20 protein-coding genes are annotated in these 24,758 nt (G+C 58.6%); 6 read left to right on the plus strand and 14 right to left on the minus strand.

Going from position 1 to position 24,758, the window contains the following annotated elements; genetic code table 11:
* Positions 1-31 precede the first annotated feature (31 nt).
* Entirely contained in the window at positions 32-583 is a 552-nt protein-coding gene (locus tag IEX36_RS00955) for a TlpA family protein disulfide reductase (RefSeq protein ID WP_229668592.1), read from the plus strand.
* A gap of 3 nt (positions 584-586) precedes the next feature.
* Here IEX36_RS00955 and IEX36_RS00960 read toward each other — a convergent pair whose 3' ends face one another.
* The 4 genes from IEX36_RS00960 to IEX36_RS00975 form a co-directional block, all read right to left on the minus strand.
* Entirely contained in the window at positions 587-1,894 is a 1,308-nt protein-coding gene (locus tag IEX36_RS00960; protein WP_229668593.1) for a rhamnogalacturonan acetylesterase, read from the minus strand.
* A gap of 78 nt (positions 1,895-1,972) precedes the next feature.
* A complete protein-coding gene (locus IEX36_RS00965) occupies positions 1,973-2,764 on the minus strand; it encodes a tyrosine-protein phosphatase (protein ID WP_188757513.1) in 792 nt (263 codons plus the stop codon).
* Positions 2,765-2,785: 21 nt separating this feature from the next.
* Positions 2,786-3,484: a phosphoribosylformylglycinamidine synthase subunit PurQ gene (gene purQ, locus IEX36_RS00970; RefSeq protein WP_188757514.1), complete on the minus strand. Its 699-nt coding sequence runs from the start codon at positions 3,482-3,484 to the stop codon at positions 2,786-2,788.
* 29 nt (positions 3,485-3,513) lie between these two features.
* On the minus strand, positions 3,514-4,839 hold the full coding sequence (locus IEX36_RS00975) for an alpha-amylase domain-containing protein (protein ID WP_188757515.1): 1,326 nt from the start codon (positions 4,837-4,839) through the stop codon (positions 3,514-3,516).
* A gap of 105 nt (positions 4,840-4,944) precedes the next feature.
* On the opposite strand from IEX36_RS00975, the gene IEX36_RS00980 reads away from it, so the two are divergent.
* Positions 4,945-5,427, plus strand: coding sequence for an AI-2E family transporter (locus IEX36_RS00980; protein ID WP_188757516.1), 483 nt, complete (start codon positions 4,945-4,947; stop codon positions 5,425-5,427).
* Here the strand turns inward: IEX36_RS00980 and IEX36_RS00985 are convergent, their stop codons facing one another.
* Together IEX36_RS00985 and IEX36_RS00990 are read right to left on the minus strand one after the other, a co-directional pair.
* Positions 5,428-7,215 (minus strand): ABC transporter permease, encoded by a 1,788-nt coding sequence (locus IEX36_RS00985; protein ID WP_188757517.1) that lies wholly within the window; start codon positions 7,213-7,215, stop codon positions 5,428-5,430. It abuts the gene before it with no gap.
* The gene (locus tag IEX36_RS00990; RefSeq protein ID WP_188757518.1) at positions 7,212-8,555 is read right to left on the minus strand and encodes an ABC transporter ATP-binding protein; all 1,344 of its coding nucleotides are present in this window, start codon (positions 8,553-8,555) and stop codon (positions 7,212-7,214) included. The genes IEX36_RS00985 and IEX36_RS00990 overlap by 4 nt, the downstream gene beginning before the upstream one ends.
* 174 nt (positions 8,556-8,729) lie before the next feature.
* Here IEX36_RS00990 and IEX36_RS00995 point away from each other — a divergent pair, with 174 nt between their 5' ends.
* Positions 8,730-9,113: a response regulator gene (locus IEX36_RS00995; protein WP_188757519.1), complete on the plus strand. Its 384-nt coding sequence runs from the start codon at positions 8,730-8,732 to the stop codon at positions 9,111-9,113.
* On the opposite strand, the gene IEX36_RS01000 is transcribed toward IEX36_RS00995, so the two are convergent.
* The 5 genes from IEX36_RS01000 to IEX36_RS01020 all read right to left on the minus strand — a co-directional run bounded on the left by IEX36_RS01000 (position 9,110) and on the right by IEX36_RS01020 (position 15,417).
* Positions 9,110-9,712, minus strand: a complete 603-nt coding sequence (locus IEX36_RS01000) for an LbetaH domain-containing protein (protein ID WP_188757520.1) — start codon at positions 9,710-9,712, stop codon at positions 9,110-9,112. The two genes, IEX36_RS00995 and IEX36_RS01000, sit on opposite strands and share 4 nt — an antisense overlap.
* Positions 9,713-9,723: 11 nt before the next feature.
* Positions 9,724-10,968 carry a glycosyltransferase gene (locus tag IEX36_RS01005; protein WP_229668594.1) on the minus strand — a complete coding sequence of 415 codons (1,245 nt, stop codon included), beginning with the start codon at positions 10,966-10,968 and terminating at the stop codon, positions 9,724-9,726.
* Positions 10,965-12,224 (minus strand): glycosyltransferase family 4 protein, encoded by a 1,260-nt coding sequence (locus IEX36_RS01010; protein WP_188757521.1) that lies wholly within the window; start codon positions 12,222-12,224, stop codon positions 10,965-10,967. The genes IEX36_RS01005 and IEX36_RS01010 overlap by 4 nt, the downstream gene beginning before the upstream one ends.
* A 113-nt stretch (positions 12,225-12,337) precedes the next feature.
* A complete protein-coding gene (locus tag IEX36_RS01015) occupies positions 12,338-13,360 on the minus strand; it encodes a polysaccharide biosynthesis/export family protein (protein ID WP_229668595.1) in 1,023 nt (340 codons plus the stop codon).
* Positions 13,360-15,417, minus strand: coding sequence for a GumC family protein (locus tag IEX36_RS01020; protein ID WP_229668596.1), 2,058 nt, complete (start codon positions 15,415-15,417; stop codon positions 13,360-13,362). The genes IEX36_RS01015 and IEX36_RS01020 overlap by 1 nt, the downstream gene beginning before the upstream one ends.
* Before the next feature lie 350 nt (positions 15,418-15,767).
* On the opposite strand from IEX36_RS01020, the gene IEX36_RS01025 reads away from it, so the two are divergent.
* Both IEX36_RS01025 and IEX36_RS01030 read left to right on the plus strand, forming a co-directional pair.
* On the plus strand, positions 15,768-17,177 hold the full coding sequence (locus tag IEX36_RS01025) for a UDP-glucose dehydrogenase family protein (RefSeq protein ID WP_188757524.1): 1,410 nt from the start codon (positions 15,768-15,770) through the stop codon (positions 17,175-17,177).
* 112 nt (positions 17,178-17,289) lie between these two features.
* Positions 17,290-18,243, plus strand: a complete 954-nt coding sequence (locus tag IEX36_RS01030; RefSeq protein ID WP_188757525.1) for a UDP-glucuronic acid decarboxylase family protein — start codon at positions 17,290-17,292, stop codon at positions 18,241-18,243.
* Positions 18,244-18,332: 89 nt separating this feature from the next.
* Here the strand turns inward: IEX36_RS01030 and IEX36_RS01035 are convergent, their stop codons facing one another.
* The 3 genes from IEX36_RS01035 to aceE all read right to left on the minus strand — a co-directional run bounded on the left by IEX36_RS01035 (position 18,333) and on the right by aceE (position 23,884).
* A complete protein-coding gene (locus IEX36_RS01035) occupies positions 18,333-20,222 on the minus strand; it encodes a capsule assembly Wzi family protein (RefSeq protein WP_373283040.1) in 1,890 nt (629 codons plus the stop codon).
* A gap of 60 nt (positions 20,223-20,282) precedes the next feature.
* Positions 20,283-21,137 (minus strand): thiamine pyrophosphate-dependent enzyme, encoded by an 855-nt coding sequence (locus IEX36_RS01040; protein ID WP_188757526.1) that lies wholly within the window; start codon positions 21,135-21,137, stop codon positions 20,283-20,285.
* Positions 21,138-21,220: 83 nt separating this feature from the next.
* Positions 21,221-23,884 (minus strand): pyruvate dehydrogenase (acetyl-transferring), homodimeric type, encoded by a 2,664-nt coding sequence (gene aceE / locus IEX36_RS01045; protein WP_188757527.1) that lies wholly within the window; start codon positions 23,882-23,884, stop codon positions 21,221-21,223.
* Between the two features lie 184 nt (positions 23,885-24,068).
* Between aceE and IEX36_RS01050 the strand changes: the two genes are divergently transcribed.
* Positions 24,069-24,749 carry a MarC family protein gene (locus IEX36_RS01050; RefSeq protein WP_188757528.1) on the plus strand — a complete coding sequence of 227 codons (681 nt, stop codon included), beginning with the start codon at positions 24,069-24,071 and terminating at the stop codon, positions 24,747-24,749.
* Positions 24,750-24,758: the final 9 nt, after the last annotated feature.

A 24,758-nucleotide genomic window follows, 5' to 3' on the forward strand; every position in this document is an offset into this window, starting at 1 on the left:
TGAAAAGGGTTGTATGGGATAGGAAATTCCGATGACGGAAGTGGAAGCCAACGCGAGGCGCGAACGATGGGTGATGTGGGGCTTCGTGGCGGCCGTGGTCCTGTTGGGCGCAATGGGGTGGTATCGCGCGGGGAGCATGGCAGGTAAGATCGCTCCCGTCGCTGAGCGCAAGTCGATGCCTGAACTTGTACTGGATCAGCTGGGCGGTGGTGAGTGGAAGATGGTCGATCATCGTGGACAGGTCGTACTGGTGAACTATTGGGCGACGTGGTGCGGCCCCTGCCGTGATGAGATGCCAGGATTGGCTCGACTGGCGCGAGAGCTTGGACCGCAGGGATTGGCGGTGGTGGGGGTGTCGATCGACAGAGGCAAGCGGGAGAGAGTGGGGGAGTTTGTTGATGAGATGAAAGTGCCGTATCCGGTGGTGTTTCCTTCGCCGCTGTCGCAGGTGGATGCGGGACTGGAAGGTGTGCCCACGACGATTCTGGTGGACCGCGAGGGACGCGTGGCGAAGAGTTATGTTGGCGCGGTGAGAGAACGAGACTTTCGGACGGATGTGGAGGCGTTGTTGAGGGAACAGTGATGGCTAGGTCTGGGGGACTTTGGTGACGTCTTCGGTCTTGGGTGGAATAGGGGTGGCGGGCAGATGGAAGGTGTTGACGTCGTCAGGGTGGGCTGGGTTGAAGTCGGTGGTGCCTTTGACGAGGTATTTTTTGATGGGAAGGTTTGCGGCGCGGATGCCGTGGACGATGCACCGAGCCAGCTCGTAGGCGCCGTATTTATTGAAGTGTGTGTCGTCGCTGATGGCTTCGGTCTGGTTTGGGAATGAGTTGGCCGGGTAGTGCATGAAAGCCTTGAGCGTGCCTTCGGGGCCCATGGTTTCAAAGAGCGTCTTCGACATGGCGTTGAGGTCGATGAGCGCGACGTGCTGCTCGGCGGCGACGGAGCGCATGGTGGCCGGGTAGTCGCCGAGTGAGTTGGTGATGTGGCCGGAGGCGTCGAAGGTGCGGCGGTTCATGCTGGTGACGAGCACGGGCGTGGCCCCGGCAGCGCGGGCTTTGCCGATGTATTCGATGAGCAGCGCGCGGTACTCGTCGAGCGGAACGACGGGCTGGTGGGTGCGCGGGCTGATCTTCTGGTCGTTGTGGTTGAACTGCATGAAGAGATAGTCGCCGGGCTGGATGAGGGAGAAGATTTTTGCGAAGCGCTGCTCGCCGACGAAGCTTTTGATGGTCTCGCCGGACTCGGCGTGGTTGGCGATGACGACGCCGGGGCGGAAGAAGCGCGGAAGCATCTGGCCCCATGCTGCCCAGGGCTCGACGTCCTGATCGACAACGGTGGAGTCGCCGGCTAGATAGATGGTGGGCTCGTGTGGGGTGATTGGTTCGACGGAGATGCTGCGGATGCTGGGGTGTTCGCCGTTGAACTCGAGGGTGAGTTTGTGGTCCCAGTCTAGGTTGCCGATCTCGCGCGGCTTGAGGTGGACGTGATGCGCTGCATCGCCGCCGATTTCAGGGGTGCGGACGTTGACGTCGAAGGTCTCGGTCTTGGATTTGCCGGCTTCGGTTTGGACTTTTTCGACGGAGAGGCGGCGGGCTTCGGACCAGATGGTGGTGGTGGCGGACTGGTCTCCGCCGAGCACGACGGTGACACGGTCGCTGCCTTCGACGACGGGGACGGAGAAGAAGAAGGGCTTGTCGCTGGTGCAGGATTTGCCGGTGAAGCTGGGGAGAGTGTTGAGGTCGAAGCCCGCGTGTGTGTCGGAGTAGATGGAACTGGCGCTCAGTGTGGCGAACATTCGATTCGCGGGGCCGCAGGCGTACTTCATCAGCGCGGGGGATTGGGCGAGCACGGGAGTGGCGAGAGCGAACGCGAGGAGTCCGAGGCGGTTCATGAGGGTCCTTGATTTGGAAACTATTTCAAGGAGGAAATAATAACATTTTGCGATAAGGCCGGTCGAGGTAGCACGGCGTCAGCGGTTGAAGAGGCGCTGCCACCAGCTCTTTGGTTCGAGATTCTCGTACAGTCCCTGCGGTTCGGGCTGCGGCTGCAGAGGCTTTCCGTTAAACGCGGCTAAGGGGTTGGAGACGCAGAGCAGGTGGGCGTAGTCGGGGCCGTATTTTTTCGCGACGAGATCATACGCGGCTTGCATCTTCGGCGGGCGCGAGGTCGTGTTGTGCGCGTCAGTGGCGAGGAAGTTGACCCAGCGCTTTTCGAGAAGCTCGTGCGCCATGCGCTCGGCCTGCTTGCCCATTTGGCCCAGAATTGACCCGGCGGTGACCTGTATGAGCACACCTCCTTGCAGCCATTCGATCATGCGAGGCCGGTCGGCTTGGAGTGTGGGATTGCGTTCGGGGTGGGTGAGGATGGGTGTCAGACTGGCAAGCTGTAATTCGTAGAAGACTTCGGTGAGATTGGGCGGCACGCCGTAGTCCGGGATTTCGACGAGCAGGTAGCCGAGGCCGTTGATGCTGTAGCGGGCGGGATTGGATTTGGCCTGTTCGATGTTGTCGTAGGAGAGATGGAAATCACAGCCGCGGCCAAGCTTCAGTGCAATGTGTTCGTTGGCAAGCAGACGCTCCAATTCAGCGATCTTTGCGGAGATGACCTCGGGCTCGTAGGCATAGCGGCTGTTGGCGTGCGGGGAGCAGACGACGTGGGTGATGCCGTCTTCGGCTGCAATGCGGGCCATGGCCAGTGTGGTTTCGACGTTCGAGGCACCATCGTCCAGCCCCCAGAGCAGATGGTGGTGAATGTCAATCATTGCGATAGCGTATCAGACGGGTTAGCGGGCATTTGCCAGCGACTGAGCAAGGGCCCGAAAGAGGAGCAGGCCATCGGCTGAACCGAGCAGCGCTTCGCTCGAACGATCGGGGTGCGGCATCATGCCGAGCACATTGCGACCTTCGCTGAGCACGCCTGCGATGTTTTCGAGTGAGCCGTTCGGATTGGCTCCGGAGGTGATTTCACCTTCGGGTGTGGAGTAACGAAAGGCGATGCGGTCTTCGCGCTTGAGCGTAGCGAGTGTGTCGGCGTCGCAGAAGTAGTTGCCTTCGGCGTGGCCGATAGGCATCTGGAGGATCTGGCCCTGCTTCAGGCTGTGAGTGAAGGGCGAGTTGGTGGTCTCGGTGCGCAGGTGGGTCTGTTTGCAGATGTAGTTCTGGTTCGCGTTGCGCATGAGCGCGCCGGGCAGAAGGCCAGCTTCGCAGAGGATCTGGAAGCCGTTGCAGATGCCCATGACGAGCCCCCCGCTTTTGGCGAACTTCGCTACGGACTGCATGACCGGGGCGAACTTTGCGATGGCTCCGGTGCGGAGGTAGTCGCCGTAGGCAAAGCCGCCGGGCACGAGGATGGCGTCACAGCCCTGGAGGTCTTCGGAGGCGTGCCAGAGGAATGTGACCGGCTGATGCGCAATCGCGTCGATCACATGATAGGTGTCATGGTCGCAGTTCGATCCGGGAAAGACGAGAACGCCAAACTTCATAGCTTAAGAATAGCATTCGGGCAATCCGGTCAGGCTGGCGCGTAGACGGCGTATCCGCGTGGCGGGGCGGGGAATTCGGCGTTGCCGTCGCCGTCGGTGGTGCGCTCGTCTGGATGTGCAATGTCGTGGCCGTCCCATGCGACAGGTTTGAATTTCTGATTCTGCCATCGGGTCTTGACGGATGTGCCGGACCATTTGTCGCCGAGATTGTTCAGCACGTAGATGCAGCCGCGCTGGCCTTCGAAGCCGCCGCGTTCGAGGATATAGAGGTCGGGGTCAGCGTGCAGGATTAAAGCGTCGCCGCCTGCGTAGCGATGATGTGCGTCGATCAACGCGTCGAGGCCGTTGGGAGAATTTGGGCGGGCAAGGCCAAGGTTGTAATAGTCGTGCCAGAAGACGCATGGGTAGCCTTCGTTCATCAGGATGAAGGAGTAGGCGAGAGTCTTGTCGTTGATGATTTCTTTGTCGCGCATGTCGTGATTTTCGACGAAGGTCACGGCGTTGAAGGGACGTTTGGCAACGACAGAGCCGTCCGCTGTGAGATTGCGAAGGTCATACTGGAGCGTGTCGCACATGTCTTTGAGCTTGTAGCGAAGAGGGAAATCGAAGGCGGCAATCTGGTTGTCTGTGACGGCGCGAACGCGGTCCAGCCAGCCTTCGATGTCGTTTGGGCCAGACCAGTATTCGCCGACAACGAAGGGGACAACTTCCTTGCCGTCGCGCTCGTAACGATATTTTGCGAGCAGGCCAATCATCCATGCGCCGAAGCCTTTGGCGAAGTCGAAGCGGAAGCCGTCGAAGCCGATTTCCTCGATGATCATGCGGGCGTATTCGAACATGGCCTCGTAGACGCGCGGATTGCGATGGCAAAGATGCGGGTAGCCGGCGTAGTTTTCGCCCTCGATGATCACCCGCTCGTAGCGAGAAGGATGGAAGCAGTTCCAGTCGCGGGGGAATTTTCCTGATTTTGGAGAGAATTTGGTCCACCGCTTTTGATTGTCCAGAGGATTGACTTCCTCCTCGTCCGCGCCTGAGTTGTGGTTGATGACCATATCCGCATATGCGCCGATATTGTTTGCGTGCAGGGTGCGAATCAGGTTCTCAAGCTCGGCGCGGTTGCCGTAGAGCGTCTTGATGCTGCCTTTTTGGTCGAAGTCGCCCAAGTCAAAATAATCGTATGGGTCGTAGCCTGGAGAGCGGGCCAGGGCTGCTTTGCAGATGGGCGGGAGCCAGAGCGCGTTGAAGCCGGATGCGGCAAGCTCCGGAGCTTTCCCGGCGAGAAAGTTCCACCATTGGCCTTCCTTATTTTCTTGAATTGGTGCATCCCAATAGAACGCCTGCATCATTACGGCCATGGCGGTGTCTCATCGATTGCAGAGATTCGGGAGTCATGCGCTCGTTGAAGCTTGCGCTATAGTCTCCCCAGCAGGTCTGATGCGTACGGGCAGGTTCAGGTTGGTATGGGAGCAGGAAGGGACAAGACGGTTGTCACGCTGAAGACGGCAGGCACGGCGCTGCTGAATTGGTGGCGTGCCGCAACGCTCGATGCGTTGATTGTGGGCTGTCTGTGGTTTATCGGGCTGGAGTTGATTCATGTTCCGCTGGCGCCGATGTGGGCTGTGCTCGGCGGCATCCTGCAGATCATTCCGACGTACGGTGGCATGATTGCGCTGCTGGGGCCGGTGTTTTCAGTTGCGGTGACAGGACATGATGAGTGGCGGCTAGGGCTAGTGCTTGGACTTTATGGCGTCATCATGATTCTGGAAGGCCTGGTCATCGGGCCCTACATATTGCATCGCACGACGCGGGTTCCGTGGTGGGCGGCGTTTCTGGGGCCGATCCTGCTGGGTATCGTGATTCCGTTTTGGGGAGTGCTGCTGGCGCCGCCGCTGCTTGCGGTTATCTTTGCACTGGTGAAACCTGAGCGGCCACGCAAGTCTTAGTTAGGCGAGCTTGTATCTCGATTCGGCGAGGCGATAGAGCGGCCGCCAGACGAGGCGGTTGATCGTCACCACCATCATGGCCATGACGATGGTGGCGAGCAGCAGAATCTGAAACTGGCCGCTGTCAGTGGCAGCGCTGATGACTGCGCCGAGGCCGACCGTCTGCATGGTGTGGTTCTGCAGGCGGAAGTACTCGGCGATGATGCTTGCGTTCCATGCGCCGCCGGAGGCTGTGACGAGTCCGGTGATCAGGTAGGGGAAGATTCCTGGCAGGATGACCGTCTTCCAGCGCTGCACGGTGGTGAAGCGGAAGAGTTTGGCGACCTCGCGCATGTCGGACGGAATGGCCATGGCGCCGGCGATGACGTTGAACAGAATGTACCACTGCGTTCCGAGAAGCATCAGCGCGATAGAGCCGATGCCGAGGCCGCCGCCCATGCGCACGAGCGCGATGAGGATGACGGGGAAGAGTGCGGTGGCTGGGACTGAGGCTGCAATCTGCGCGAGCGGCTGTGCGATGCGCGCGAGGCGCGGGTGAAAGCCGATGGCGACACCGACCGGGATTGTCCACAGCGAGGAGAGGAGCAGGGAGACGTTGACGCGGAGAAATGTCGCGAGCGCGCCCTTCATGATCTCGCCGAACTGCGATGCGTTGACCTGGCGCAGCAGTCCGAGAGCTCGCCATGCTGCATACAGAACAGCGGTGGTGGCTACGATGACGATGATTGCGCGCAAGACGGTTTTGAGGCGATTTGCGTTCACGTGGGGTGAGCCGGCCGCGGCTGTAGCACGCTCCGTGCGGGCCTTACGCTCATCGGCCAGGCGCTGGTAGAGGCCTTCGCTGAGCGGGCGGATGGTGTGGTGCTTCAGCGTGCGCAGTCCGCGCGAATGTTGCAGCAGGTGCAGCAGCGGAGAGCGGACGCGCTGCGTGCTTTCGACCTGCTCGAATTTGAATTTGTCGCTCCACGCGATGATGGGACGCCAGATGAGCTGATCAGTGGCGACGATGATGGCGACCATCGTGACGAGGCCCCAGGTGATGGCTGCTTTGTTTCCCGTGCCTGCGGCTGTTTGCAGATACGAGCCGAGTCCGGGCAGGCGGAAGTCGCGCGTGCCGAGCACGAACATCTCGCAGGCCATCAGGAAGAACCATCCGCCGGCGACGGAGACCATGGAGTTCCAGACGAGACCGATTGCGGAGTAAGGAAGCTCCAGTTGCACGAGGCGCTGCCAACGCGAAAAATTATAGATGCTTGCGGCTTCGGACAGCTCGCGCGGAATGCTCTTGATCGACGAGTAGAAGCTGAAGGCCATGTTCCAGACCTGGCCGGTGAAGATGAGCACAATTGCGCCCATCTCGACACCGATCTGCCGCGTGGGGAAGAGCGCGACCATTGCGAGCATGACTCCGGGAAGAAAGCTGAGCACCGGGATCGATTGCAGGATGTCGAGCGCGGCGATCATCAGCGCTTCGACCCGCTTGTTGTACGCGGCGATGTAGCCGTAGCCGACGGCGAAGATCAGGCTGAGCAGATAGGCGAGAAAGATGCGGATGATGGAATAGAAGGCATAGAGCGGCAGCGCGCGCGGGCTCTGCGAGATGACGATCTCCGGTTCGGCATGACCAAACCAGTATCGCGCGATGACGACGACGCCGTAGAAACATGCGAGCGCGATGCTGGCTACGCAGAGGTCCAGCACGACGGGCCAGCTTCGCTGCAGGGCCTGCGAGCGGCCGAACGTAGCTCCGCTGCGGAAGCTGCCGAAGCTCTCGGGCAGCTTCATCATGCGTCGATCTCCGTGGTGGTGCGCTCAACTTCAGGAGACAGCTTCTCGGGTTGGATGAAGCGGCGGCGCGATGCGTCGAAGTCGAACAGCTCGGCGTAGCGGCCCCAGTTGATGGCCGTTTCGAGCTGGCGCAATGTCTCGTCTTCGCTGAACTGCTCGTCGAGCATGTCGTGGAAGAACTCTTCCGGCACGCTGCGGTCGCTCTTGGCGTCGATGGCTCGCACGATCTGGCGGAGCAGAAGCACGTTTTCGACTGCGGCTGTGCGGAAGAGCTCTTTCTGGCGAAGGATCTCGGAGTTGGCGTATTCCGCGCCGGTCGGAGTGATGACGGCGTCGCCTTCGGTGACGGTCAGGAAGCCGAGAAGGCGCGCGGCGTCGACGATGGGCAGCAGGTCGTCGATCTCGAAGGCGAGGTCGTCGGCGAGGCGATAGATGTCGTCTTTGCCATTGTGGTCGACGAGCAGTTCGAGGAGTCCGGCGATTCCGCCGGGGCGCGCGTGCGGGAGCATCTGGTAGTGTTGCCGTTGCGCGCGGCCGGGCTTGCCTGATGTGTCGGGCAGCTCAGGCGGCTGCGTGTCGGGCTGCGTGAGTACTTTGTAGATGTAGTCGACCAGCTGTGTGAAGGCGGCATTCTTTTTGTCGCGCGGCTGCGGGAGGGCAACTTTGAAATCGGTGCGTACATGGCCGGGGTTGCGACCGAGGACGATGATGCGGTCGGCGAGCAGCACGGCTTCTTCGATATTGTGCGTGACGATGAAGATGGACTGCGTAGGGATGGTCTTCTTCTGCCACAGCTCGAGCAGCTCGCTGCGCAGGTTCTCCGCGGTGAGCACGTCGAGTGCGGAGAATGGCTCGTCCATGAAGAGCACTTCGGGCTCGACGACGAGTGCGCGCGCGAAGCCGACGCGCTGGCGCATGCCGCCGGAGAGCTCCTTCGGATACGCGGCCTGAAAGCCGTCGAGGCCTACCGTGTCGAGTATCTTCAGGCTGCGCTTGCGTCGCTCGGCGGGCTCCATGCCGCGCGCCTTCAGCGGGGCTTCGACGTTTTCAAGCACGGTGAGCCAGGGGAAGAGCGCGAAGCTCTGGAAGACGATCGAGACGTTGACGTCCGCGGTTGCAATCGGGCGCTCGTGCCAGTAGACCTGGCCCGCTGAGGGCGACGACAGGCCGGTGAGCATGCGCAGCAGCGTTGATTTACCCGAACCGGATGGCCCGAGCAGCGCGACAATCTCGCCCGCCGTGATCGACAGATCAGTCGGAGCGATGACCTGGATGCGGTTTTCGCTTGGCTGCGCGTAATATTTTTCGACACGCTCGGCGCGGATGATGGCTGGCTGCATACGATTTCTTCAAAATAAAAGTGGATGGCTGCGCGCGATTATTCTGCCGTCTGATGCGTCAAACAACCATGTGGTCAGCGTATCATTACTGTGTAGCTAAAATGGTAAAAGTGAGCGCTGTGTAGTTCCATTTGGCCTGAACGTGAATTTTTATACTTTTTGGGGACACTCAGCATGGCAGATCCAGCATCCTCCACGAACGCAAAACCCAGAGTACTCGTGGCCGACGACGAACAGGTTATTGCCAATACGCTAGCCATCATTCTCAACCAGGCTGGTTTCGATGCGCGCGCTGTTTACAGCGGCGAGAAGGCCGTTGAGGCCATCGACAGCTTTCAGCCCGACATGCTGATCAGTGACGTCATCATGACGGGCATGACGGGCATTGAAGCAGCCATCATCGCGCGCACGAAGCTGCCGAAGTGCAAGATCCTGCTCTTTTCGGGTCAGGCTTCGACCGCTGACCTGCTGGAAAAAGCGCGGGCGCAGGGCCACGAATTTGAGATTCTGGCCAAGCCTGTGCATCCGACCGATCTGCTGGCCAAGCTGCGCGGTTAGCTACGAGGTGCGGCGGCCCGCATTCGTTCTTTCACCTTGATCGCCGGTACTCCGGCGTAGATGCTCCATGGCTCCAGGTCGCGCGTCGCGACTGATCCCATGCCGAGCACTGCGCCTTCGCCGAGATTCACTCCTGGGGCTACGGAAGCGCGGGCGCACACCCATGCATACGCGCCGAAGTTCATCGTGTAGGCAAGCAGGGGAAAGGTGAGGTCGTTGTAGTCATGTGTGGCGCCGCAGATATATGCGTCCTGCGAGAGGATGGCGTGTGAACCAAATGTAACCGGCGCGGGGTTATATATCTCGACACCGTCAGCGGCTGTGACCTGACTGTCACACACGAGGTTCCACGGCGCCCATACTTTTGACTTCGGGTAAAAATGGCAGCCGGGTCCCATCTTCGCGCCAAACATACGCAGCAGAGATGCTCTCCATGCGTGAAATGGTCGAGGGGATGTGCGATAGAGCAGCGCCCAACAGAATCCCCAGATGAGTCGTCGCATTCGATTGCCCGCGGAGAATGCGGGCCGCAGATAGGGATCTTCCGCTGTCTCTGCCGGGATGTGATCTGCCGCGTTGTAGTGGGCTTGCTTCGGCATGGCTCAGGGAGTCACTTTCGCAGTCGCGGTGCAGGCACGGTCGCGTTTTCAAACAGCTTGATGATGGCCTTTGCATTCTCGCGCATGTCGTAGTTTGTGTGGAAACACTCGAAGGCGCGTACAGCCATTGCCTGTTTTTGCTGGTCGCTCATGGCTATCCAGCGTTGGAGCAGGCTCAGGGTGCCTTCAGCTGTATCCAACTCCATCAAGCCTGCGCCGAAGTCGGCGATATCTTCGGCGATGTTGACCTTGTCGGCCAGCAGCACAGGCTTGCCGCAGCCGAGAGCTTCTGCGACCGCGATGCCGAAGTTTTCCTGATGTGATGGCAGGATGAACGCCTCGCAAGCGAAGAATGCGCCCCACTTTGCATCGCCAGTGATCATGCCTGGCCAGTGAATGCGATGTGCGATGCCTGCTTTGGTTGCGGTATGTTGCAGCTTCGCAGACCAGTGCTGCGAGTCTGGTCCTGCGAAGACGAGGTCGAGTTCAGGGTCAGTGTGGGCGACCTTGGCGAAAGCATCGATCAGCAGGTCGCAGCCTTTTTTGCGGTGAATCCTGCCGAGGAACAGCAGATACCGCTTATTGCGCACCTGGGGGCATTTTTCGAAGAAGGCTTCCTTTTGAACCTCAGGATCTCCTGTCGGTCCGCTGGCTCCATAGGGCACGACGTAAGGCTCCCACTTGTGCAAACGGAAGCTTTGCTCGGCCAGCCGCTTTTCCGCACGCGAGGTAAAAAGCACGCGGTAGGCATCGCGCAGGACGCGATGTTCAAACGGCATCCAATAGAACCATTTTTTTACGTGCTTGAGCGGGAAGGCGCGCTTGAAGTACGGGTCCAACATGCCGTGCGTAAAGACGACATAGGGCGTGTTGCCGGCCAGAGCGCGCCATGCGGCGAATCCACAGTATTGCCAGAGGCCATTGACCACCACACCGTCGAATCGTTCACGGTTGGCAATCAGCCAGGGCAGCAGTTTGGTGTTGAAGCCGTAGGTGGTGCGAAATGGGCCGAGCGCATGGACTGGAAAGGGAATGTCTTTGAGAAATGGGGCCTTTGGGTCGTCGAGTGTCACGACTTCGCCCGTGTAGCCGATTGGCCCGTAGCTCAAGAGCACGCGAACGGACTCGGTTGGCCCGCCTGCTGCCGGGTTTAGCGTTCCGATAATATGCAGTATGCGCATCGGCTGGTCTTCGTCGACTTCGAGCATAGCAGCAGTTCGTTTCGTTTTTGCCAGTTGTGCCGTTGCGGTCATCATGCGTCTATTTTCCCTGTGACCTGTGCCAGTGCCTGCCGGAGGCCGCGCACGTCTTCTTCAAAGCTCCAGGATTGAATTCGCTTCAGGCCTCGTTCGCCCATGCTTGCTGCAGTCTCTGGAGTGCAGAGTACCCGACGCAGCGCTGCGGTCAGCGCGTCGATGTTGCCAACCGGATAGATGCAGCCTTCAACGCCGTCGGTGATGAGGTCGTAGGCGGAGCCAACGTCGTCTGAGACGATAACAGCACGGCCAGCGTTCATCACTTCGTTCACGATCAGACCCCAGGGTTCGTGCTGCGACGGCAGAACAAACACCGTAGCGAGGTCAAAGAACCGTGGCAGCTCCGACTGATTTCTGAAGCCACAAAATCGGATGCTGCCAAGGCGGCTTTCGGCTGCCCGGGCCTCGAGTGCGGCACGTTCTTCGCCGTCCCCGACAATGACCAGATACGGGACGGGCTCAGCGCCGGGTCCGGGTGCGAGGCGCAGGTAGGCCTCCAGCAGGTCGGCGCAGCGTTTGCGCGTCTGGAGCTTCGAGGCGAAGAGGATGACAGGACGCGCGGGGTCCAGGTTCAGCTCTGCCTGCAACTCGCTGCGTCCGCTTGCGGCCTCGCGGCTGCGCTGGGCGAAGTATGCGTTGTCGACGGCGTAGGGCATGAGCGATTGAGGGAGGTCTTCTCCCAGATAACGCTTCCAATAATTCGCGTTCAGCGTTCCAATCGGCAGCACGCCGTTGACAAGACGCCTGAGGAGCGAAAAAAAACAGCTCTTTACTGCGAGTGTCAGGCCGGTGCGTTCTCGGTCGCCGAGCCACGATTCTGCCCGGAGCAGCACGGGAATTCCCAGCGCATTTGCGGCGAGAATTCCATGCATCGCATTTGCAGTTGCATAACCGTGCACCCACAGCGCGTCGAATCCGCCATTGCCATTCGCGGGGCCTCGTCGTAAGCGGCTGGTTATGCCATAGCTCAAAGGGCTGAATATCCTTACGTCCGATCCGTCGCGGAGTTTTGGGAGAAACTCATGCTGGTATCCATCCAGCAGCGGAACATCCCACTTCACGTCCACGCCAAATCCCTGGTCCTGATAGCCGCGCACGGAGAAGTCCGAGCCGAACAGCACAGTGAGGTCAATATCCGGCTCACGCGCAATTCTTCTGAGCAACGGCGCCTGGTACTGAATGGGATGACTCACTAAATAAGCAAGGCGTACTTGATTCTTCGGCGCGTTCGAGGCTTCTTCGGGAAGAGAGGGCATAAACTACAGAATCCACTGATCCTTATCGGAAAGCTGGCCCAAGGGCGATTCAAATTTACATCGAGGGTTCGGAATACTTGCATCCGCAAGTATTCCGAACTCGAGTTTCGTCATTACTGCTTTGCCGCAAAGACCAAGATGGAGGCCAGACCGATCAGTGTGCTGATGCCACCTGACTTGATTGCAGCCTTCATCTCGCTGGTCGGCAGGAATATGATGTCGTCGGATTCGAGCACCGGGTCAGGCGCTTTACCCTCCATAACCTTCTTGACGTCTACGCGAACGACCTTACGCACGCTTCCTTCGGTGCGAATAATGCGCAAATCACCCAGACGCCCCTCGTAACCAGGGCCGCCGCCAATTGCCGCCGCTTGTAGCAGGGTGAGCGGAGTGTTCTGTCGCAATGGAATCGCAGCCGGGGTTTTAAAGGCCCCGAGTAGATAGACGACGCCATCATTTGAAATTACGATGGTGTCTCCCGGGAAGACAGGAACATTTGCCTTCGCGCTGGTTGCAGGGTTGTTTCCCAGATCGACGATGATCGGCTGCGGCACACCCGGGCGGTTGATTGTAATCATGTGGCTCGCTGTCACGGGTAAACCACCGCCAGCAGAGAGTACATCGTACAGACGCCTTGAGCCGGCGACAGGAAGAACGCCATGCATCTCACCGCTCAGCGTGACGGTCTGGTTTGGCGATTCTGTGATGCTGATCGTTACCTGTGGATTGCGGTACATGCCAGCGCTTTCCATGCGCCGGGCAATGAGGGACTCAGCCTCTGCCAACGTCAAGCCTTCCACATGCACATCGCCAACCAGAGGTAATTGAACCGATCCATCAAGCCCAACACGGACTACGGGAGCGTAATCGGGCGTCGCGAATAAATGCACGGTGATCAGGTCGCCATGCATCAGATGAACGTCGCGCCCTTCGGGATAAAGGATGGCCGGATCGGTCGTGGGCGTCATCGGCTCATTCACGGTCGCGTTGCTGCTGAGGGCTGGCCCGCTGAACTGAGCCCACCCTTTGCTGCCCGTTGCAAAACACACCAAAATCGTCAGAGTGATCAATCCTGTTGCGCCATAAAAGGGGCGAAGAGTGCCAGAGGAAGATCCATGTTTGGTTCGCAGTCTCATCATCCTCTCCCACCTTTGCGGTCTCCAGTTCCAGCAGTGGCCTGCGATTCCCATCCTTCGGAATCGACACTGGAGTACGAGTACCCGGAGTAACCGTAGTAGCCGTAGTATTCAGGCGAATTCAGGTCGACCGCATTCAGCACAATGCCGGTGATGGGTGCTCCTGAGCGCAGCAGCAGGTCGCGCGCGCGTCGTACGACGTGCTTGCTGGATTTGCCGTGACGCACGACCAATACGACGGCATCCATCATGCGAGCAAGGATGACACCGTCTGTGACAGAGAGAATTGGAGGAGAATCAAGCACCACGTGGGTGTAGATATCGCCGCAACGCTTGAGCAGCTCCTCCATCGTCTCCGAGCCGAGCATTTCAGTGGGGAATGGAGGTACGGGGCCGCTGGGCAGGATGTCGAGATTTGGGATCTCAGGCACGTTCTGGACAGTGCCTTCGAGCGTGGTGGCGCCTGTCAGCACGGTGGTGAGACCTGTCTTTCCGTTCAACCCGAAGCGGTGGTGAATGTTTGGCCGCCTGAGGTCGCCATCGATCAGAAGCACACGGGTATCGCGCTGCGCCAGGATTGTGGCCAGGTTGCTTGCCGTCGTTGTTTTGCCTTCCGACGGGGTTGCGCTGGTCAACAGGATGAATTTGGGCGGATGGCCGGCGGTTGAAAGCAACAAGGAGGTTCTGAGTGAGCGGAAGGCTTCAGCAAACTGAGACTTTGGTTGTGTCAATACGCTGATGTTGCGCTGCGCAGTCGTGAGATGGCCTGCCTGCTCTGCGGACGAACGCCTTCCACGGGGAATGATCGCAAGAGAAGGCAGTTCCGTAACGCTTTCGATTTCGGCGATACTCCGCAGCCCGGTGTCCAGACTCTCCATCAGGAACGCAATGGCGATACCACCGAGAAGGCCAAAGGCCAGCGCTGTGAGGATGATGGTCGATTGCGGCTTCAATACCGGATTGGCCGGGGGGAGGGCCTGGTCGACTACGTCGATTTCCAGTGATTCCAAGCCTGCCTGTACGCTGGCGGTGCGCAGGCGTTGCAGCAGCCCGTCGTACAAGTTGCGCTCCGACTCGTACTCTCGCTGCCGGAGCGTGTACTCAACCAGATCATCACGAAGTTTGTAGGCGTCGGCTTTTTGCTGATCAAGTGCGGCTGTGGTCTGTTTTTCGTTGGCCTGCGCAACGATATAGCTTGATTTTGCCTGCAGCAGGAGGCGGCTTTCCTCGTCCTTAATCTCTTTGTCTAGTTCGTCGATCTGCGCTTTGACTGCTTTTGCCTGTGGATGGTTGGGGCCAAGGTTTGCTTCGAGCTGTGCATAGTTGGCCTTGTCTGTGGCGGCTTGTGCGCGCAGTTGGGTCAGTTCAGTCGCTGCTGTGCCCGGCGTTGTTTCAATGGATCCTTCGATTGAATTCGGGTCCATTCCGCTGAGTACGCGGTAGCGTGCTTCAGCGATAATTCTTGCCAACTCCGCCTGTCCTGCGGCCCTTGAGAGATCTTCGAGCGATGTGCTGATCTGATTGTGGTTCGGATCGAACCCCAGAATCCCCAACTGCTTCTGGAGGTCCATCATGCGTTCCTGGGAGTTTTCTACCTTCTGTTTCAGGTCGTCCAGCTGGCCTTCCATCCACTCTGAAACTCGCTGGGTCGAAGCGAACCGCGTCTCATAGCTGCGCTGGATATACGTGGAGATCACCTTATTGGCGATGTCGGCTGATAGCTTTGGGTCCAGGCTCGAGTAGCCGATGCTGATGATGTCCGTCTTGGGCACCAGGGTGACCTGAAGGAAGCTCTGCAGCCGATGGATGGTCGCCTGCCTGACGGCGGGATCATCCAGCGATACATGCGGTACAGGACCTTTCTTTTCGAGAAATGCAGGATTGTTTGCGAGATCCATATCGCGAGCGACGGTCAGCATCAGCGAGTCGCTCTTGAGTATCTCAATTTCCGTCATCATCTTCGTTGTAGTGTCGGTGTTGAAACCCTGCACTGCGCTTAGACGATATTCATTTGACGCTCCGGACCGCACCTGAATCCGGCCAAAAGAGGCAAACATTCTTGGCTGCGTTTCGGCGCGGAATATTCCGTAAACCAAGCTCGCCAGTATGGCCCAAATGAGCACCCACTTTCGCTTTCGGAGCGTAATGAGCGCTTCGGACAGGCTTGTGTCCGTTATCGTCGAGCTGAACACACCCTGGTTCGTCTCCGGCATGTTCATGCCAGGTGGCGTCTGCGTGTTTTGAAAAGCCATTACGGCTAGTCTACTCGACTGACTGTTCGCTAAGGAAGTAATCTGATAGGACAGGGGGCGGTATCTAGTTGATTTCCTGATTGCTGCCTGTTCTGCGACGGCGAAACCCGCAGAAACTTCAGATATCATCTTTTCGAGGTATATTCACTCCCCTTATGTCCAAAAGCATCCATATTGCCGTTGTAGGTTCCGGTTATGTTGGCCTTGTCGCTGCCGTCTGCTTCGCGGAGATGGGCCACGAGGTCATTTGCGTGGACAACGATGAGCGCAAAGTGGCGGCTCTTCAGGGGGGCGACACCCCGATCCACGAAAAGCATCTTCCGGAGCTGCTGGAGCGTTACCGCAATTCCCGTGTTCGCTTTACGACAGACCTGGCAGAGGCAACGCGCGCATCCGAGGCGATCTTTATCGCTGTCGGCACGCCACAGAGCGAGACGGGCGACGCCGACCTGTCTTATGTGGAAGCTGTTGCCTGCGAGATCGCTCGTTCTATCTCCAGCTACAAGGTAATCGTCGAAAAAAGCACCGTCCCTGTTTACACAAACGAGTGGATCTGCCGCGCACTGGAGCGCAATGGCGTTCCGCGCCAGCTCTTCGATGTTGTCTCAAACCCCGAGTTTCTGCGTGAAGGCACTGCCGTGGTCGACTTTCTTCACCCCGACCGCATCGTGGTGGGCGCTGATGGAAACCGTGCAGCATCGCTGCTGCAGGACATCTATTCGCCTCTGACCACGGGGAAATACTATGAGGTTGCGGACGCCATTGCTGGCGAATGCGGCGCCTCCGATCCGCCGCAACTGCTGCTGACCTCGACCAAGAGCGCGGAGATTATCAAGCACGCCTCTAACGCATTTCTGGCGCTCAAGATATCGTTCATCAACGCAGTTTCAAACCTCTGCGAGGCGGCGGACGCTGACGTAGAGCAGGTTGCGCGAGGGATGGGACTCGATAGGCGCATCGGTCCTCGGTTTTTGCGTCCTGGCATTGGCTATGGCGGCTCGTGCTTCCCGAAGGATGTTGCTGCTTTCCGTTCAGTGGCGGAACAACTGGGCATTGACTTCGGTCTTCTGACTGAGGTGGAGAAGATTAACGCACAGCAGAAGAAGCGTTTCCTTGCCAAGATCCGCTCTGCCCTTTGGACGCTGCGCGGCAAGCGGCTCGGCGTGCTTGGGCTCGCATTTAAGGGGGAGACGGACGACATTCGGGAATCGCCAGCTCTCGACCTGGTCAGAATGCTACTGGCGGAGGGCTGCAATCTGACCGTGTATGATCCGGCAGCTATGCCTCGTACAAAGGAAGCTCTACCCGAAGGCTCCAACCTGCGCTATGCAACCGACGCTTACACCGCCGCCAGTGGTGCGGACGCGCTGGTGATTCTTACCGACTGGCAGGAGTTTGCTGCGCTCGATCTTGTACGCCTGAGTAAGTCGCTTCGTTATCCGATCGTGATCGACGGACGCAATCTGTATGAGCCACAGAAGATGGTAGACCATGGATTTACGTATCTGAGCGTAGGTCGCGCTGTAGGGCATCCAGTCCGTGCTGCTTTAGCCGCCGCCAATTAGGTTCGCGATAGCTGCACCGGACCCTATAGCTGCGCCGGGCCCTCGCGTGATAAACATTAACATCGCATGAAATTCAAGCGTGCAAACCGCAGATTGTGAAGGGTAATAACTGATGGCGTCTCAAACGATTCTTGTCACGGGAGCAGCAGGCTTTCTCGGCTCTCATCTCTGTGACGCCCTCTTCGCCGAAGGAAACTCTGTGATCGGCGTGGATAATTTTTCGACGGGAAACCGGGACAACGTAGCCCATCTTGCGAGCCAATCGCGCTTCAAGCTGGTCGAGCACGACATTACCAGGCCTTTCGACCCGGGCAAGGTGGACTATGTCTTCAATCTTGCCTCGCCAGCCAGCCCCATCGACTATAGCCGCCTAGGTGTTGAGACGCTGATGGTCGGTTCGGCAGGCACGGTCAACATGCTTGACCTGGCCAGGAAGTACAACGCGGGTTTTCTGCATGCTTCCACGTCAGAGTGCTATGGCGACCCCGAAGTGCATCCTCAGGTAGAGACTTACTGGGGCAATGTGAATCCCATCGGGCCGCGATCGGTGTATGACGAGGCCAAACGCTTCTCAGAGGCTGCGGCGATGGCGTATCACCGTTATTACGGGGTCAATACGCATCTTGTGCGTATCTTCAACACATATGGTCCGCGTCTTCAGCCGAACGACGGCCGCGTCATCTCCAACTTCATGATTCAGGCGCTGCGTGGCGAACCGCTCACGATCTATGGTGATGGCTCGCAGACTCGCAGCTTCTGCTATGTCTCTGATCTGATCGAAGGCATTCTCAGGCTCTCTCGCTCTGACGAGCACCTGCCTGTCAACATTGGCAATCCGAACGAGTTCACCATTCTGGAGTGTGCGCACGAGGTCCTGGTCGCAACCGGGTCGAAGAGTGAGCTCATCTTCAAGCCTCTGCCCCAGGATGACCCGACCCGCCGGCGCCCTGACATCACACGTGCGAGGGCCGTGCTTAGTTGGGAGCCTTCCATTAATCTGCGCCAAGGACTCGAAAAATCACTCGCTTATTTCAAAGCGTGCACGAATGGTTCCTCGAAACACTAAGTGCAACCCAAGGCATTGGCATGAGTGCGAAACGCCTTCGGTTGAATATTCTGGGTACTCCGCAATTCAATGATTGTCGGGTGAAGGTTTTATTTCAAATAGGTTTGCAGCTTCGGGAACCATGTCAACTGGACCGCTACGATTGAGTTCTTTTGTAAGCCTGGCTTGTAGATAGGAGCCTTCCAGCCCTCATACTGATACCAGCTATTGAGTTCAAAGTCAGGCGTAATTCGTTTGAGCACACTGATCTTGAACTGGTTCTGTGTGGTGCCATCGGCGATGAAGTCTTTGGGCGTCTTCTTGTTCAGGTATTCCAACTGCACCCACTCGTTGCCCGAAAGCTGATAGGTCAGCCATGCCTGACCGCCTTTGGCCTCGCGGCCGATCCAGTCGCCCATAATAAAACCCTTGTTCGTGTAACCCTGATTCTGGACGACTTCCCAATAATTGAACATTCCTTGATTGCTGCGAGAGACACCAGGGTCAGTCGTTACAGCTTCGGCTCGAAAAGAAAGCCGCGGCATGCCAGGGAACTGGGAGATGTAGAGACCTGTCCGGTAAGCTGCTCGTCGCGGCGCGCTGATCGGGGTTACGTCATCATGTGAGATCGAGTCCACATAAAGCGTCGCATAACGGCGGACGAAGGGCAGGCGGTAGGAGAAGTTGAAGTCGCTGAAACGGGCCCCCGGATCAGTCCGCGAGTATTTGACCGCCGCTGTCGTATCGCTGGTGTTGAAGAAACCATGCAGAAACGTATGCAGCGTCACCGGCTCATGCCCCGCTCCACCAAAGATGATTGTGCGCTGGAAACCGAACTCGAAGTCTCTCATCGGGCGAAATGAGAACATCTCCGAATGGACATAGGGGTGGTTCGGCGATGTATGACCTTTTAAGCTGCCATAAAAGAAGTCATAGCGCACCGGACCCAGAACGTCTGAAATTAATGGAATGTGGAGCGGCTCTACACGATCTACTCGAAACGAATAGATATTTTCCGCATTATTCGACCAAGCCATAGCCCCACCCTGCGCGGGTCCGAGCCATGCATCGGATTTGCCGCCTGAGATCTCATGCCCGAGCAGATGAAATGAGAGCGACCCTTCCACGATACGAAATGGATTCTGAGATGAGATGGGACCTTCAGGGATCGTTGCCTGTGGCGCATTTGGCGGCGTATAGAGGATTTCATCTCCCAGCGACAACTGCTGCGCCAATGCTAATGGATATCCTGTCGCTGACGGTGCATGCTGATATTCGCCGCGCAGGTACAACGAGAAGCGTCCCCACTCATTTGCTGTTGAGAACCCAGTGATGTTGTTGAAGCCCGGCTCATAGGGGCGTCCATAATCGTTGTTGAGCGTCTGCCCAAGATGAAAACTATCCTGAAGTGTCGAGCCGCCGATGCCCATCACACGTGTGTAGGCAGACTGCAAACCGTATACAGCGCCCCGTTGTGCTCCCGAAGGCGGGACTTCTGTGCTTAACTCGTCCAACAGTTTCGCAAGCAATTCCTGCGCTTGCTCGTCATTGCTGTTGACGATCTTGTCCTTTGACTGGAGCAGCATGTGCAGCGCGCTCTGGCGCGTCCATGGACGCATGCCAAGGAACATCGTGTCCAGATAGCCCATGGAGTAGAGCCGCGTCATTGCGGGATAGACCCAGCTATCGACCGGAATGAAGACCGATCCGAGGTCGTCGGAACTGGTGGTCTCTCCTGCTGGACCATAGGCAGGCCGCGCCTGAGCCGTGCCAGTTGGAGAGGCCGGAGTCGCCGGTGTCTGCTGAGGGGCAGTCGTTGCAGCGGGTTGCTGTTGTTGAGCTGTAGGCGCGGGTCTTGCAGGGATGGAGCTCGCCGGTTCCTGCGTTGGGGCAGGTATTGACTCAGGCGCCGTGGAAGGCGATTGCGTCTGGGAAAAAGCAGTCGTGGCGGACACGGCCAAAGCCGCAAGACAAAGAAGAGTTCTGGTTCGCAAGCGCACCTCAGACGGCGGAGTGACGTTCACTCCCTACAGTGTAAATCCCAGGTTAAGTTTGGAGGCCTATCTTTGGATACGCTGGCGCTGTGCCCTGCGTTCCGCTTCAAGGTGCTTTTGATAGGCGCGACCTACGCCATTCAGCCATGTTTTGCCCGAGACCTTGCGGTCGAGCAGGAACTTCTGCATCAGCGGGATTGGACCATTCTGTGCTTCGTGGCCGTGCGATGGACGCAGTGTATGGCACTCAATCAGCACCGCGCTGCCATCGCCGCGAGCCCGGCCGATTGACTCCTGGGCCACGCGGTAGAGCGCAACGGCGTCGTCGGCGTCCACTGGAAAGCCAGGCAAACCGAGTTTGTGAGCGAGTGCACAAAGGTTCCTGTTCCCATGCCCAGGGAGCACGACAAAGATGATTGGCAGCTCCATCTCAGCCGCAATCTTCAATAAGCTGCTCCACTCCGCGTCAGAGAGATCACGACTTTGCGCGTATGCCATCACCAGGTTTGGCCGCCGCGTGGCCTTGATGGAGGCTGCGGCCCCCGTGGCCATTGTCAGCCGAGTAAGCGCATTCTTTGTCCAGGGAAGGGGCGCTATCTTCTGCGGTCTCGTTTGGCTCGGCAACTTCCTGGCGAGGATGGTGTCGAGGCGCCGCAGCAGAGAATGGACACTCCCTCCGGTGATCATGTGCATGACGACGCTTTCGTGCGAGTCGCTGATGAGATCGCCGCTGCCCAGACCGATTGCGGTGCTCACGCGGCAGGCCTCTTCGCCGCGCGTGGATTTGAATGCGACCTTTGCGCGAGTTGCGGCCTGCACTGCAAAGTCGTCCAACGCTCTGGCCTCGGACATCAGCGTATATATTTCGCGCAGTCTTTTGTTCGGCACCAGCGGGTTCTCATGCGGCTTCGAATTGCTCAAGCAGACTCCTCCATCCCTACACACAACGTATACAAAGAGAGGGTTCCCAAGGGAACCCTCTGCTGTTAATCCATGCCAAATGGCTAAGCTCTGGCCGGGTCGCTCGCTTCAACGTCGATCCCGAGCTCGGCAAGGGCCTTCTGTGCGTCCTTTGCTTTGAGCTTGCCCTCGCGTGCGAGCTTCGAAAGCGCCGCGCCTGCAATCGACTCGGCGTTGATCTCGAAGTGCCTGCGCAGGTGCTCGCGGTTGTCGCTGCGCCCAAAGCCATCGGTCCCGAGCGAGACAAGCCGCGAAGGCAGCCACGGCGACAGTGCGTCGGGCAGTGTCTTCATGTAGTCGCTGGCGGCGACGATCGGTCCCTTGAAGCCGCCCAGCGCCTCCAGCAGATACGGCGTGCGTTCCTTCTCGGTGGGATGCAGCCGGTTCCAGCGCTCGACGGCCAGCGCGTCGCGGCGAAGCTCGGTGTAGCTGGTCACGCTCCAGACATCGGCCTGGATGTTGAACTTCGTAGCCAGGATATCTTGCGCGCGGAGCACCTCGTTCAGGATGGTGCCGCTGCCGAACAGTGCGACCGCAGCCTCGCCCGTGGCAGGCTTCAGCTTGTAAAGACCGCGCAGAATACCTTCGGTCACGCCCTCGGGCATCTCGGGCATTGCGTAGTCTTCGTTGTACATGGTGATGTAGTAGAAGACGTTCTCGCCCTTCTCGTACATGCGGCGGATGCCGTCCTGAATGACGACGGCCATCTCATACGCATAGGCAGGGTCGTAGCTGACGCAGGTCGGCACGGTGCTGGAGAGCACGAAGCTGTGTCCGTCCTGGTGCTGCAGGCCTTCGCCGAGCAGAGTTGTGCGGCCTGCTGTGCCGCCCATCAGGAAGCCCTTGCCGCGTGCGTCGGCGAAAGCCCACACCATGTCGCCGATGCGCTGGAAGCCGAACATCGAGTAGTACATGTAGAAGGGAATTGACGGCACGCGGTAGTTCACATACGCGGTGCCGGCGGCGGTGAACGAGGCCATCGAACCAGCTTCGGTGATGCCCTCTTCGAGAATCTGCCCGTCCTTCTCCTCGCGGTAGCTCAGGAGCATGTCTTTGTCGTGCGGCTCGTACTTCTGCCCTTCGGGAGCGTAGATGCCGACCTGCTTGATGGCCGATTCGAGTCCGAAGGTGCGGCCTTCGTCCGGCACGATGGGGACAATCAGCTTGCCGATCTTCGGGTCCTTCATCAGGTGGCGGAGGATGCTGACGAATGCCATCGTGGTCGAGAGTGCTCGACCCTTTGAACCGCCCAACCACTCCTTATATGCGTCCAGTTCAGGCGCCTTGAAGTTGAGCTCCGGCACCTTCCTCGACGGAAGATAGCCGCCAAGTGCAGTGCGGTGTTCCTGCAAGTACTGCATCTCGGGGGAATCAGGAGTTGGGCGGTACGGCGTTCCATGCACGGCCGCTTCCTGTGGAATGGGAATATCAAACTGCTTTACGAACGCCGCGAGGCCGTCGTCAGTCAGCTTCTTCTCGTTATGCGTTGCGTTGCGTGACTGAGCCGTACCCATGCCGTAGCCCTTGACGGTCTTGGCGAGGATGACGGTTGGCCCGCCCTTGTGTTCAACGGCGCGCTTGTAGGCGTTATAAATCTTGGTTGCGTCATGTCCGCCGCGATGCAGGCGAATCAATTCCTCATCGGTGTAATCCTTCACTAGTTCGAGTAGTTCAGGGTACTTGCCGAAGAAGTGCGAGCGCAGGAACGCGCCGTCCTTGGCCTTGAAGGTCTGGAAGTCGCCATCGACGCACTCTTCCATGCGCCGCAGCAGCAGGCCGGTATGATCTTTTTCGAATAGTGCATCCCAGTCCGCGCCCCAGATGACCTTGATGACGTTCCAGCCAGCACCACGGAAGACGCCTTCAAGTTCGTCGATGATGCGCTTGTTGCCGCGCACCGGGCCATCGAGCCGCTGCAGGTTGCAGTTGACCACGAAGATCAGGTTGTCGAGCTTCTCGCGTGCGCCGAGCGAGATTGCGCCGAGCGTATCAACTTCATCCGTCTCGCCGTCGCCGAGGAAGGCCCAGACCTTGCGGTCGGTGTGCTTCAGCAGGCCACGGTTTTCGAGATAACGCATGAAGCGTGCCTGATAGATGGCGTTCAGCGGTCCGATACCCATCGAGACGGTGGGGAAGTTCCAGAAGTCCGGCATCAGCCATGGGTGCGGATACGATGACAGGCCTGGCGTCTCGCGCAGCTCGTGGCGGAAGTTCTTCAGGCGATTGTCGTCGAAGCGGCCCTCAAGATAGGCGCGGCCATAGACTCCGGGCGAGGCGTGGCCCTGAAAGTAGACGAAGTCGCCCGGCTCGTCGCCGTATTTGGCGTGGAAGAAGTGGTTGAAGCCTACCTCGAGCAGCGTGGCCAGCGAGGAGTAGGTCGAGATGTGCCCGCCGATGCCTGCGTCCTTTTTGTTCTGCCCATGGACCATCGCCATGGCGTTCCAGCGAATGAGCGCCTCGATGCGCTTTTCGAGCTTGCGGTCGCCGGGGTAGGGGACTTCGTCGTGCCTGGGGATCGTGTTGCGATAGGGCGTTACCGTCTCGCTGGGGGTGGGCACGCCGGCCTCGCGCGCTCGTTGGCGGAGCGTGCTCAAAAGGGCCGCACCATGCTCCCAGTTGTCCGCGACGACGTCGTCAAACGCCTCAATCCACTCGGACATCTCCTCGGTAAAATCCTGTGCAGCCGGAGTCTCCAACTTCGTTGTCATAACTGATCCTTATGCCCCCATATCGCGGTCTGTATTTAAGATAAATCTTCATACGAGGAACGTCATCTCCCTGCCAATAACCGCACAGACTGGTTACGGGCGTGTAACGGGCCTGGCTTTTGACACTCGAAGTAAAATTTCCAAAGCCTGCATCCGAACTTTAGGGGCGAGATAGGGAAGTTCCATGCTGCTGCTCTGGAAACACTTTGCCATCGCCTTCAGCGCTCTGCTGCCGCTGGTGAACCCGCTTGGCTCCGCGTTGATCTTTCTGGGGCTTGTGGGTGACGCGCCGCCGCCTGTCTTTCGCGCTCTGGCTCGCCGCATCGCCATCAACACGGTCATCTTCTTCGCCATTGTCGACCTGGTGGGCTCGACGATTCTCGACTTCTTCGGGATCTCGCTGCCGATTGTGGAGTTCTCCGGCGGCATCGTGATCGCGGCCATCGCGTGGACGATGCTGAACCAGAGCGATCCTTCTCCAGACACGGAGAAGGTGCAGGCCGCGGTGCAGATCCAGGCCAGCGACGTGGAAGGGAAGCTGTTGCAAAAGAGTTTTTATCCATTTACGTTTCCCATTACAGTTGGCCCGGGATGCATCGTCGTGATGCTAACCCTAAGCGCGCACCTTCCCCAGCACCCGCTTACCGACTCAGTCTTTGCGCATGCAGGCCTGATGCTCGCCGTCGTGCTTCTTAGTGCGACTGTCTATTTTTGCTACGCCTACGCACCACGCCTCACCCGGGCCATCTCACCTTCGACGGCACACGGCATTCTGCGCGTCATCTCCTTTATCCTGCTTTGCATCGGAGTGCAGATTGCCTGGAACGGGCTGGAGCCGCTGCTGAGAAGCGTTTTGCACAAGTAAGATTGGATT

The organism is Edaphobacter acidisoli, assembly GCF_014642855.1.
Lineage (GTDB): Bacteria > Acidobacteriota > Terriglobia > Terriglobales > Acidobacteriaceae > Edaphobacter > Edaphobacter acidisoli.

Bases quoted from the DNA above. Each gene is read 5' to 3' on its own strand.
- IEX36_RS00985 (WP_188757517.1), bottom strand. From the start codon at position 7,215: ATGATGAAGCTGCCCGAGAGCTTCGGCAGCTTCCGCAGCGGAGCTACG.
- IEX36_RS00980 (WP_188757516.1), top strand. From the start codon at position 4,945: ATGGGAGCAGGAAGGGACAAGACGGTTGTCACGCTGAAGACGGCAGGC.
- IEX36_RS00995 (WP_188757519.1), top strand. From the start codon at position 8,730: ATGGCAGATCCAGCATCCTCCACGAACGCAAAACCCAGAGTACTCGTG.
- IEX36_RS01010 (WP_188757521.1), bottom strand. From the start codon at position 12,224: ATGCCCTCTCTTCCCGAAGAAGCCTCGAACGCGCCGAAGAATCAAGTA.
- IEX36_RS00955 (WP_229668592.1), top strand. From the start codon at position 32: ATGACGGAAGTGGAAGCCAACGCGAGGCGCGAACGATGGGTGATGTGG.
- IEX36_RS00990 (WP_188757518.1), bottom strand. From the start codon at position 8,555: ATGCAGCCAGCCATCATCCGCGCCGAGCGTGTCGAAAAATATTACGCG.
- IEX36_RS01015 (WP_229668595.1), bottom strand. From the start codon at position 13,360: ATGAGACTGCGAACCAAACATGGATCTTCCTCTGGCACTCTTCGCCCC.
- aceE (WP_188757527.1), bottom strand. From the start codon at position 23,884: ATGACAACGAAGTTGGAGACTCCGGCTGCACAGGATTTTACCGAGGAG.
- IEX36_RS00965 (WP_188757513.1), bottom strand. From the start codon at position 2,764: ATGATTGACATTCACCACCATCTGCTCTGGGGGCTGGACGATGGTGCC.
- purQ (WP_188757514.1), bottom strand. From the start codon at position 3,484: ATGAAGTTTGGCGTTCTCGTCTTTCCCGGATCGAACTGCGACCATGAC.
- IEX36_RS01020 (WP_229668596.1), bottom strand. From the start codon at position 15,417: ATGTTTGCCTCTTTTGGCCGGATTCAGGTGCGGTCCGGAGCGTCAAAT.
- IEX36_RS01005 (WP_229668594.1), bottom strand. From the start codon at position 10,968: ATGATGACCGCAACGGCACAACTGGCAAAAACGAAACGAACTGCTGCT.
- IEX36_RS01030 (WP_188757525.1), top strand. From the start codon at position 17,290: ATGGCGTCTCAAACGATTCTTGTCACGGGAGCAGCAGGCTTTCTCGGC.
- IEX36_RS00975 (WP_188757515.1), bottom strand. From the start codon at position 4,839: ATGGCCGTAATGATGCAGGCGTTCTATTGGGATGCACCAATTCAAGAA.
- IEX36_RS01050 (WP_188757528.1), top strand. From the start codon at position 24,069: ATGCTGCTGCTCTGGAAACACTTTGCCATCGCCTTCAGCGCTCTGCTG.
- IEX36_RS00960 (WP_229668593.1), bottom strand. From the start codon at position 1,894: ATGAACCGCCTCGGACTCCTCGCGTTCGCTCTCGCCACTCCCGTGCTC.
- IEX36_RS01000 (WP_188757520.1), bottom strand. From the start codon at position 9,712: ATGCCGAAGCAAGCCCACTACAACGCGGCAGATCACATCCCGGCAGAG.
- IEX36_RS01025 (WP_188757524.1), top strand. From the start codon at position 15,768: ATGTCCAAAAGCATCCATATTGCCGTTGTAGGTTCCGGTTATGTTGGC.